Below are 5,487 nucleotides of genomic sequence, written 5' to 3' on the forward strand. Positions count from 1 at the left end.
TGTCGTGGAACCGCGAGCGGCGAGCGGCCGGATCACCGCCGCTCTAGCGCTGGCGCGCAGATGACGATGAAGCACGCCAGGATGCCCAACAGGCAGAAAGCATAGTGCAGGGTGATGAAGTGGGCGGTAAAGCCGATCGCCGGTGGGCCCACCAGCATCGCGCCGTAGCCCAGTGTCGCGACGCTGGCGATCGCCACGCCTGGCGACGGCGCCGGATCGTTGGAGGCGCGGGTGATCGCCAGCGGCATGATCAGGGCGTAGCCCACGCCGAGCAGCACGAAGCCCGCGAGGGCGGTGTAGAGATTGGCAAACAGCACCGCCAGCAGCACGCCGGCCAATGCCGAGGATCCGGCAAAGCGCGCCGCTTTCCTCGGGCCGAAGGCCGATATCAGGCGATCCCCCATGAGCCGCATGATCACCATGGCCACCGAGAACACGGTGTAGCCGAGCGCCGCCTGCGCTTCGCTGGCCGACGTCACCGCCACCAGGAAGAGCGCGCTCCAGTCCGCCATGGCGCCTTCGCCGATCGAGGCGCACATGGCAATGATGCCCACCCATAGCAGGCCGCCCCTGGGCAGCGGGAACAGGCTGCCGCCGGAGGCGCGGGGGCGGGTTTCGGACTGCCAGCGAATGTGGGCAACCCAGCTCGTGATGGCGTAGAGCGACAAGGCGAAGACGGTGAAGTGCACCGCCAGCCCCAGTTCCAGCTTGACCGCCAGGTAGCCGGCGGCGGCACCGAGGCCGGCACCCAGGCTCCACATCGCATGCAGCGACGACATCACTCGCCTGCCGATGTATCGCTCCGCCTCGCCGGCCCAACTGTTCATGGCCACGTCCATGGCGCCGTGGGCGCCGCCGAACAGGAACAGCGCGGGCGCCAGCAGCCACAGTCCGGGGGCCAGCGCGATCAGGATCAGCGCCAGGGTGTAGAAGATCGCGATGGCGAGCGTCGTGCGTGCCGCGCCGAAGGCATCCGAAGCGCGGCCGGCGAGCGGAAAGGAGACGATGGCGCCCAGCGCGAGCAGTAGCAGCAGCAGCCCCAACTGGCCGCCGTCGATCCCGTTTTGCTGAACGACGGTGGGGATTCGCGACGCCCAGGCGCCGAACAGCCCGCCATTGAGGATGAAAGCGGCGGCAACGGCGAGCCAGATCCGGCGTGCACTAGGCATGAATGATCTCCATCCCATCCTGATTGAAATCCGCGACGGCGGTGGTGTCGGCGTCGGTGATGAGGCAGTCCAGGTGCTCCGGTGCAACGGCGCGGTAGCGCGCGCGGCGACCGATTTTCTCGCGCGAGGCCAGGGCGATCGTTCTAGCCGCCACCCGTGTCATCGCAAGCTTGAGCTGCGACTCGTGCAGGTCATCGGCACTGAGGCCGAATGCCGGGTCGATCCCGCAGACGCCGAGCACGGCGATGTCGACATGGATATCCGTCGTGGCCAGCAGCGCGGCATCGCCGACATTGATGCCACCGCTGGGGCTCAATTTCCCGCCCAGCATGAACACCTCGACACCGTTCTTTTGGCAGGCCACGGCAATCCATGGCGAGGGGGTCATGACCAGCAAACCTGGCTGCGGCTGCAGCCGCTCGGCCATCGCCAGCAGGGTGGTGCCGCCATCCAGCAGCAGCGTCGACGCGCCCTCGATTTCGCGTAGCGCGCGGGAGACGATTGCGGCCACCGCAGGGTTCTGGCTCGAGGTTCGATACTGCATCGGCGGTGACGGCGGCGCAGCGGAGACCGCGCCGCCGCGCACCCGTTGCACCTCGCCCCGTTGCTCCAGGGCGATGATGTCGCGGCGGATCGTATCCAGCGACACCTCGAACTCCACGGCAAGCTCCTGCGCGATCAGCTCATCGCCATTCGCGAGCCGTGCCAGGAGTTTCTGCTGCCGGGTCTGGGGTACATTGAGCATATCGCCTCTCCTGCAAGATTTTGCGACAATGTGCATGAAACTGCATTTTTATGCAATCATGCGTGGCCGCCGACGTCGAACGGTCACTGTGGCCTCAGTGGGGGGTAAGGCTTGCCGGTTGTGATGACATAACAGTGGCAGTGGGGACTAGATTTAGAGGTGATCAACAGAGGAGATCACCGATGTCCCAACAGACTTGTGCATGCCCGAAGTGCGATTGCAAAGTCACCGACCGGTCGGTCGAGGCAGACGGCAAGTTGTATTGCTGCGAGGCCTGTGCCAATGGCCACGCCGATGGAAGCAAGGACTGCGGCCACGACTGCCAGTGCGGGTGACCCCAAGGCCTCGGCGGCATGGCGCCGCCGAGGCCGTCTTCATCGGCTGAAGCGCGGGAAGCCTGCTGACCTGTTTCTGCATCTGCCCATCGATGGCATCCCCTCCCAAGCCCTCCAATTCATCGAGTCTCCGCTTCCACGCCGCGGGCCATCTTCGCGGATCTGAGGGACGATGATCCGTGCCGGTCGCGTGCCTGATAATCCGCTGGCGGGCGAGCGTTTCCGTGACGCGGCCATGGTGCGCCGCAGCGGCGTGATTCGGCACTATCGAAGTGATTCAGTACCAACGACGGCGGAATGGGTCAGGATCGACTAGGCTCGAGTTGATTATCTTGACCCAGTCAAACCGGTGGCTTGCTTATGACCCGCTCAATTTCGCCGAACGATTTGATGATCCGAAGGCTGCAAAGTATTCATCCATTGTCGAACGAAGAGGTTCGAGCGCTTGGAGAGTTACCCTTGGAGGTAGCGTCGCTGGAATCGGGTCACGATATCGTGCGCATGGGGGACCGGCCCAAGCAGTGCTGCGTGGTGATCGAGGGCTTTACCTGCATCTACAAACTGACGTCCGAAGGCGGGCGTCAGATCATGGCCATCCATGTCCCGGGGGATATCCCTGATATCCAGAGCCTGCACCTGGGATTGATGGATTTTGGCCTCGCAGCGATCAGTGCCTGCACCGTGGGCTATATCCCCCACGAGAAGATACAGCAGATGTGCGATGCCCATCCCCGGCTAGGGGTGGCCCTGTGGCGCGAGACCCTGATAGACGCGGCGATATATAGAGACTGGATGCTCAATATTGGCCAGCGTGAAGCTTTTGGAAGGGTGGCGCATCTGGTCTGTGAGCTGATGGTGCGCCTCAAGGCGGTGGGCCTCACTGAGGGGGATTCCTTCATGTTTCCCGTCACTCAAGCCAATCTGGCCGATGCCTTCGGTATCAGCTCGGTTCATATGAGCCGTGTCTACGGGGCTCTCGCCGCGAGCGGACTCCTCAAGGTCACCCGGACCCGGATCCAGGTGCTCGACTGGGACGAGCTGCTGGAGGCCGGGGACTTCGACCCGACTTATCTCCATCTCGAAAAGAGCACTCCAGCCTAGAGGATGACGTTTAGGGTCGGCAGCGGAGCGCTGCTGGCCCTTCTCTTTCTGAGCCGATTTTTAACGCCGTATTGCCGAGTGCAGGCAGTTTTCGTACAGAACCTGGAAGCGAGGTGACAGAGGATGCGTGGCTTTCTACTGATTTCAGGCTTGTTCCTGACTGGCCTGAGCGGACTGGTACAGGCTGACGGCGCCTGCGACGACGCCACCACCCAGCAGGAGATGAACGCGTGTGCCGGCGAGGGCTATCAAGCCGCGGACAAGGCGCTGAATACCACCTATGACGAGATCATGGGCCGGCTCGATGGTGATTCCAGGGAGCGCCTGAAGACCGCCCAGAGAGCCTGGATCGAGTTTCGCGACGCCGAATGTGATTTCGTGAGTGGGCCCACTTCGGGCGGTAGCGCCAACTCGATGGTGAAGGCCGGCTGCCTGGAAGAGCTGACACGGCAGCGCACCGAAACGTTGAAGCGCTACTCGCAGTGCGAGGAGGGCGATATGAGCTGCCCGGTTCCCCGGCAATGAGCGCTCATGCTGCGCCGTGACGGTGGTTGCGGGGGTCGGGTGTCGTCCAGGCGAAGCCCGATTTGTCCAAGGCGGATAGCGTATCGTTGGGCTGCCGGATGAGAAGCCCTAACCACGCATTGCGGTGGCCTGCCGAGGCCGGAAGTTTACGGTTTTCCAGAAGCCATCAGCGGTCTGAAACGGTCACGCTGGGCCCAGAGGGTCATCCCGCCGGTTGCCACCAAGATGGCCGCGAGTGGCAGTCCAGCGGGGTTCAACACCACATGGAACGCCACGATCACCGCCATGACAGGCGCAAGCAGTGCCAACCCGAGTGCAGGCGCCCGATTGCTCAGCAGTAACGAAGCGCCGATGAGTTCGATGATTTTCATCAAGGGCCAGATAAACCCGGCCTCCTTGAGAGCGGTTTCAAAAGCCAGACCCGCTACAGACGTTGGCGGATGGATAAGGTGCGATCCGGTGAATAGATACCAGAAGCCATCCATCGCGCCGATCAGGAAGATGCTTCCAAGTACCAGTCTTGGGCCGGTATCGACCAATAAAACCTTTGCCTGCGGTAGCGAGAGCTCCATCTGAATCCCTTTCAGCTATAAGTTGAATGTTGACCGATGGGAGATCATTATGCGGTTAATTGCAGCGCAGAGAAGCGAATAGTCTTCATTTGGCATGAATGAAATTCAGATCAGAAATCTGGACCTGAACCTGCTCCTGGTTTTCCGTGTGTTGATGGACGAGGGCAGTGTCAATCGGGCCGCAGAGCAGCTCGGCCGTACCCCTTCGGCGGTCAGCCATGCCTTGGGTCGGCTGCGCGACCAGCTTGGTGATCCGCTTCTGGTCCGTGCGGGGGGAACCATGCAGCCCAGTCCACGGGCTCTCGCCCTCTATCAGGAGATACAGCCGATCCTCGCCCGGATCGAACGCGCCGTGCAGCCGCCCGCGGCCTTCAATCCCGCGACAAGCACACGGACTTTCAAGATATCCGGCCCCGGCCTGGACATCGTGGCCACGGAAATCGTCAGAAGGATGCACGGAGACGCGCCAGAGTCCGGACTTGCGTGGCAGCCCCTGTCGAAGGAGACCATGGGGCAGATCATAAGTGGTGAAATAGATATTGCATTCGGGAACGCCAACTTCCCTCTGCCGGTAGGATTGAAGGCCAAGGCTCTCCCCCCATTGAAACGCTATGTCTTCGCTCGTCGTGGACACCCAGCTACAAAACGCTGGACGACGGAGAGTTGGATGCGTTGGCCCCATGTCGTTGTGCGTGCGCCAGGTGCCACCCATGGCACCGTCGAAGAGCGGTTCGAAAGCTTGGGCCTGAAACGCCGGGTTGGGTTGCACGCTGCCAGTTGGTCAGGCATTGGTGCGGTCTTGAGCAATACCGACATGCTGGGTAACTTTGTCGCGCTGTGTCTGCTGGGGGGAGCGCAGGATGAAGACATTCAGGTATTTGAGCCTCCCGAACCCTTGCCCGATGTCTCTTTTCGGGTGATGTGGAAATCAGAACTCGACGGCGACCCCGCCACCCGGTGGCTACGCCATATTGTTCTGGCGACGTTCGATTCGCTGATCGATGAGGCTGACCGGCGTCTCACCGCGTCCGACATCATCA

7 protein-coding genes are annotated in these 5,487 nt (G+C 62.2%); 4 read left to right on the top strand and 3 right to left on the bottom strand.

Annotated features, from left to right (window positions below):
• Positions 1-32 precede the first annotated feature (32 nt).
• Positions 33-1,169, bottom strand: a complete 1,137-nt coding sequence (locus tag AC3AYF_RS17630; RefSeq protein ID WP_487780103.1) for an MFS transporter — start codon at positions 1,167-1,169, stop codon at positions 33-35.
• Complete coding sequence (locus AC3AYF_RS17635; protein ID WP_295036713.1) at positions 1,162-1,914, bottom strand: DeoR/GlpR family DNA-binding transcription regulator; 753 nt, start codon at positions 1,912-1,914, stop codon at positions 1,162-1,164. Before AC3AYF_RS17635 ends, AC3AYF_RS17630 begins: the two co-directional genes overlap by 8 nt.
• 182 nt (positions 1,915-2,096) lie before the next feature.
• On the opposite strand from AC3AYF_RS17635, the gene AC3AYF_RS17640 reads away from it, so the two are divergent.
• The 3 genes from AC3AYF_RS17640 (at position 2,097) to AC3AYF_RS17650 (ending at position 3,875) form a co-directional block, all read left to right on the top strand.
• Positions 2,097-2,249 carry a metallothionein gene (locus AC3AYF_RS17640; protein WP_149437705.1) on the top strand — a complete coding sequence of 51 codons (153 nt, stop codon included), beginning with the start codon at positions 2,097-2,099 and terminating at the stop codon, positions 2,247-2,249.
• A gap of 459 nt (positions 2,250-2,708) precedes the next feature.
• Positions 2,709-3,350 (top strand): Crp/Fnr family transcriptional regulator, encoded by a 642-nt coding sequence (locus AC3AYF_RS17645; protein WP_487780104.1) that lies wholly within the window; start codon positions 2,709-2,711, stop codon positions 3,348-3,350.
• A 123-nt stretch (positions 3,351-3,473) separates the two neighbouring features.
• Positions 3,474-3,875 (top strand): lysozyme inhibitor LprI family protein, encoded by a 402-nt coding sequence (locus AC3AYF_RS17650; protein WP_295036717.1) that lies wholly within the window; start codon positions 3,474-3,476, stop codon positions 3,873-3,875.
• 146 nt (positions 3,876-4,021) lie between these two features.
• Here AC3AYF_RS17650 and AC3AYF_RS17655 read toward each other — a convergent pair whose 3' ends face one another.
• A complete protein-coding gene (locus AC3AYF_RS17655; protein ID WP_295036719.1) occupies positions 4,022-4,447 on the bottom strand; it encodes a hypothetical protein in 426 nt (141 codons plus the stop codon).
• A gap of 94 nt (positions 4,448-4,541) precedes the next feature.
• On the opposite strand from AC3AYF_RS17655, the gene AC3AYF_RS17660 reads away from it, so the two are divergent.
• Positions 4,542-5,487: LysR family transcriptional regulator (locus AC3AYF_RS17660; RefSeq protein ID WP_487780105.1), on the top strand; the 946-nt coding region annotated here is incomplete at its 3' end.

It is taken from the genome of Salinicola sp. (assembly GCF_982684285.1).